Annotated in this window: 5 protein-coding genes and 2 pseudogenes; 5 read left to right on the top strand and 2 right to left on the bottom strand. The window is 50.3% G+C overall.

Translation table 11 applies throughout. The features are described 5' to 3' along the window. From V6C07_RS01500 to V6C07_RS01480, 5 genes and pseudogenes are all read left to right on the top strand, one after another. Positions 1 to 114 (top strand): annotated as a pseudogene (locus V6C07_RS01500) (IS5/IS1182 family transposase); the annotation flags it as partial. Between the two features lie 320 nt (positions 115 to 434). After that, positions 435 to 872, top strand: coding sequence for a helix-turn-helix domain-containing protein (locus V6C07_RS01495; RefSeq protein ID WP_333534627.1), 438 nt, complete (start codon positions 435 to 437; stop codon positions 870 to 872). Continuing rightward, the gene (locus tag V6C07_RS01490) at positions 869 to 1,009 is read left to right on the top strand and encodes a hypothetical protein (RefSeq protein ID WP_333534626.1); all 141 of its coding nucleotides are present in this window, start codon (positions 869 to 871) and stop codon (positions 1,007 to 1,009) included. The genes V6C07_RS01495 and V6C07_RS01490 overlap by 4 nt, the downstream gene beginning before the upstream one ends. 265 nt (positions 1,010 to 1,274) lie before the next feature. Then, positions 1,275 to 1,559: pseudogene (locus V6C07_RS01485) on the top strand (transposase); the annotation flags it as partial. Positions 1,560 to 1,747: 188 nt separating this feature from the next. Continuing rightward, the gene (locus V6C07_RS01480; RefSeq protein WP_333534624.1) at positions 1,748 to 3,400 is read left to right on the top strand and encodes a sensor domain-containing diguanylate cyclase; all 1,653 of its coding nucleotides are present in this window, start codon (positions 1,748 to 1,750) and stop codon (positions 3,398 to 3,400) included. 27 nt (positions 3,401 to 3,427) lie between these two features. On the opposite strand, the gene V6C07_RS01475 is transcribed toward V6C07_RS01480, so the two are convergent. Beyond that, positions 3,428 to 3,634, bottom strand: a complete 207-nt coding sequence (locus V6C07_RS01475) for an OsmC family protein (RefSeq protein WP_333534623.1) — start codon at positions 3,632 to 3,634, stop codon at positions 3,428 to 3,430. Positions 3,635 to 3,729: 95 nt separating this feature from the next. Further along, positions 3,730 to 4,311 carry a manganese efflux pump MntP gene (locus V6C07_RS01470; protein WP_333534622.1) on the bottom strand — a complete coding sequence of 194 codons (582 nt, stop codon included), beginning with the start codon at positions 4,309 to 4,311 and terminating at the stop codon, positions 3,730 to 3,732. Between the last annotated feature and the right edge of the window lie 201 nt (positions 4,312 to 4,512).

Raw genomic sequence — 4,512 nt, 5'->3', positions numbered from 1 at the left:
TTTCTCTATTTGAAGCAATGGCGCGGCATAGCGACTCGGTACGCAAAAAATGCGGCCTCATTTCTGGCTGCCGTTCAGATCAGGTGTATCTTTTTGTGGGCTTCAGTCTCGTGACTACAGCATCTAACCATTGAGAGTTTTTCCAAATCTATCCTCTGGCTGTCCATGGGAATAGAATGATCACAAAGTGGTGCCCACAACCATGCTACATCCTTGAAGCACGGCCAGATATTATTTTGGATGTTACCCAAAGATAATGTGAAGGGAAATGCATGTTCCGTTTTACCCCTTATATTACAATATTCTTTAATGAGAAGATTAATGACTTCTTTGAGAGGGCTGGATTCAAGTTACAAGTGTAACACCCTGTGTGTTGAATAGAAAAGCAAGGTGTGTTAGATGTTGGTTATCTATCCAGCACAGATGAGAGGCTTATGCACTATGCGCGCCTTGCTAAGAAAGAACGCTATTACCTTTGCCAGGCTTTAAAAAGCGGAAAGTCGATGCGGGAAGCGGCGAAGGAAATTGGCCGCAATGTTTCGACAGTGAGCCATGAACTTGCCCGTAACACGGGGTTGCGGGGATATCGCGACAAACAGGCGGATGCCAAAAGCCGTGAAAGGCAGGCCTGTAAAGGGAAAAACCGAATCTCGGCAACGACATGGCTTGCGGTTGAGCAGAGACTGCGCCTTGATAACAGCCCTGAGCAAATCTCTGGCGTGCTTGCCCTGCAAGCGATAAACATTAGTCATGAATGGATTTACCAACACATTCTGGCGGGCAAAAAGAACGGCGGGAGTCTGCACCCCACTTGCGTTGCCAGCGCAAGCGAAAACGACGATACGGCAGGCCAGACAGACGCGGACAAATGAAAGATCGAGTGAGTATTGATCTGCGCCCGAAGGTGGTTGATGAACGCTCACGCCTTGGCGACTGGGAGGCCGATTACGTTGAAGGCAGCAAGGGAGGTTCTCTTTTGGTACTCTGGCGGAACGAAAAAGCCGCTTGAAGCTGGTGGGTAAAGCCAGAAACAAGTCCGCCAGTGAAGTTTCCCGTGTTATCCTTGGACTTTTGACGCCTATAAAGGACTATGTACATACCATCACCTACGATAACGGCAAAAAGTTCAGCTACCACGCGGCACTAGAGCAGTCAACGAATGAAATGAGTTAACTGCTCTGCAAGGATTTTCTTAAAAATCCTTGCCACGAAATGCGAGAAAGCAGGCTTTTGCCTGCCGTAAGCGAGCATTTCAAGTGTTAAATGCTCTATCAGGCAAGCTGGAGGCGCAGGGCTTTTTTGCTCACCCGCACCACTCCTGGGAACGAGGGCTGAACGAAAACACGAACGGCCTTTTGCGCCAGTACTTCCCCAAGGGCGTGAGCCTTGAAGCGGTTACGCAGGATGAGATTGTCGCGGCCATGTGCCGCCTGAACTGGAGACCAAGAAAATGTCTGGGGTTCAAGACTCCCTATACAACTTTTCGGCTTCGGCTAGAGCAGATTAACTTTGAGAATATACATTCTCAAAGTTCAAGGTACGCTCACTTCGGCGTTTAACCGCGCAGATAAACTGCGCTTACGCCTCCGTAGCGAACGTCTGCTCACGCAGCCGCCAGAGCAATTTCAAAGTGAAATTGCTCTAACGTCCAAACAACAAGTGTTGCGCTTTCAAATTGAAACCGTGCGATTTTTATGCTTGGTATGATTCCATTTACTGAAGCATAACTTTTGAATGGAGCAGTTCAATGTTTCACTGTACATTGCGGATCAGCCTCTATCCTGTAGAACCGCTACTTGAAGACGTATTTAAAACACTACAGTCTGATGCTGATTTCAGACACAAAGTATCCTTTAACGCCGGAGTTCAATCGCTTCCCGCGGAGGCTCAGGACAAAGAAGATATTTACTTTCTAGGGCTAGAACACCTTGTCTTATTGCCCGGCCTCAAAAAAACGGCCAAGCCCACAGTGCGGATTGTTTTAATAGATACCACCGGTCAAGAGGCTACTCTGCCTGAAAGTCTGATCTCTCTTCTGGACGAGGTTTGGTCCATGACGGACAGCCCGGCGGTTATGACCATGCGTGTCAAAAATTTGCTAAATAATGCGCTGCTTCATAAAAAATACGCGTTATTGCAGCATTGCTTGGAAACTACCATTGATACTACCCCTGACCTGGTCTGGTTCAAAGACATACGTGGCGCACACCTCAAGGTTAACGACGCCTTTTGCAATATTGTGGGAAAAAGCAAAGCAGATGTCACCGGGCGTGGGCATTATTACATATGGGATATTGAACCCGACGAATATGCTGATGGCGAGTATGTCTGCCTGGAAACTGAAGAAGAAGTCATAGCGCGGGCTAAGACCTGTATATTCGATGAAATTGTTAAAACCCAAACGGGTATGCGCCAGTTCAAAACGCGCAAATCTCCCATCCTTGATGAAGATGGAAAGATCATAGGTACGGTAGGTATTGCCTATGATATGACGGATATTACGAATTCGAGCGCCGAAGTTGATATAATCCTGCAAAACCTCCCCTTTGCTGCAATGATCCTGGATGCAAACAACAGGATTGTTAATACAAACCAAAAGTTTCTGGATTTTTTTCGATTCCAGAGTGCGGAAGAAATTATTGGCAGAGATCGCTCTTGTCTGCGTGATACTGCTATCAAAAAATATAGGCTGAAGCAGATTGGCGCCCACCTTGAAGTGCGATCCTGGAGCGAAGGGAAAGAAGTAATTCTGGAATCTTACGAGAAAAATATTCTGGATATATTTAAGAACCGCATTGGCCTGCTGGTTATATACAGAGACGTGACGCAGGAGCGTAACTCGCAGCAGAAACTGGAACACAACGCCAACACTGACGAACTCACCGGGCTGTTCAACAGAAGATATTTTTATAACAATATCCCAGAAATCTGCGGAGTAGGGACATCATTGCTTTTTGTCGATCTGGATAACTTCAAACAAATCAACGATACTTATGGTCACCATATGGGGGACGACGCCTTGAAACTGACGGCCCGGCTTTTGCAAGAAAATTTTGCAGAAGCCCTCATCGCCCGCGTGGGCGGCGATGAATTTGTTCTGTACTTGAACGGAGCCCGCATCGCGGAACAAGTGGTTAATCAAGCGCTCCAATTACAGAAGGCAATGAAAGCCGTTTTTACAAAAGAGACCCCCTGGCAGGAGCTTTCTGCCAGCATAGGCATCGTTATGGTAAGCACAGCCGATATCTGCAAGGATGAAATAGTTCGCCGTGGAGATATTGCCATGTACGAAGCCAAGCGTTTGGGAAAAAACAGAGTATGCCTGTACTCGCATGAAATGGAAGCGCAACAGGGAGGATCACCTCAATCTTACCGATGCCACGCGGATCGGCACTCATGACCTTGGTTATTTCCACTTCCGTGCCGGTCACATCCAAGCCGTGATTTTTAGCGTAACTGCTCGCGATGGCCATAGCGCAAGTCCCCAGGGCGTGGCGCAAAGGTCTGTGGGCGAAAACGATTCGCCTTTGCCCTGATTGTCGCTGGGGGCATCTGTAATAATTTTGGCTCCCCTCTGGTTATGCACGCATTCCACGCGCAGATCACCGAGGTATTTGGCGCTGACCGTAGACATGGAGCCTCCTTGTTCTTCCGCCGTGCGGTCTGCTCTGCCGGGGCTTCGGGTCGGGGCTTCGGGTCGGGCAGGCGGCCCCGCGGCGGACGTGATTATCAGAAAACCTGATGTTCCCGCAGAATGTTGCAAGCAATGGCAAGCAGCGTCAAGCCTCCCGCCAGCTCCGCCCAGCCGTTGAGAGCACAGAGGTTCGCCAGGGTTTTGCCGAGATAGACGCCGCAAGCCGTAATCACCGCGCAGACAATGCCTATGACGGCTGCGTCCACCCAGATGGGCGTACCCAGAATAGCCAGGGAAAGGCCCACGGCCAGGGCGTCTATGCTGGTGGCTACGCCAAGCACCACAAGATTGCTCCCGGCCGTGGGATCAACCAGAGGACAGGCGCAGGACTCACGATTTTTGAGCGCCCGCAGCCCTGAAAGCGCCATCTTGCCGCCTATCCAGCCCAGCAGAACAAAGGCAATCCAATGATCCCATGCTTCCATATATTCCCGAACGGATACGCCCAGCCACCATCCGATGACCGGCATGGCAAACTGAAAAAAGCCAAAGGCAGCGGAAAGGCGCACATAATGGCGAATCCTGGGCTTCTGCAAGGCGCAGCCAGAAACCACGGCCACGGCAAAAGCGTCCATCGACAGGGCCAGGGCCAGTAAAAAGACGGCAAAAATCGTCATGAAGGTACATCTCGTGCGCGGGCGGGCGCCCGGCTGTTTACGGTTGCGGGTCGGGATACTATAAATCATACCCTGGCACTGTACAAGCAACCGGCCCGGCAGCAAAAATGCGCTCGCCGCAACCCGCAAGCCCGGCAAACCGCAAAGCTCGCACCGGAACAGACCGCACCGGAACAGACCGCACCGGAACAGGCCGCATAC

Source organism: Desulfovibrio sp. 1214_IL3152 (genome assembly GCF_036763055.1).
Taxonomy (GTDB): domain Bacteria; phylum Desulfobacterota; class Desulfovibrionia; order Desulfovibrionales; family Desulfovibrionaceae; genus Desulfovibrio.
The sequence above is the reverse complement of the archived record's forward strand: the minus strand, read 5'-3'. Positions and strand labels throughout refer to the sequence as shown.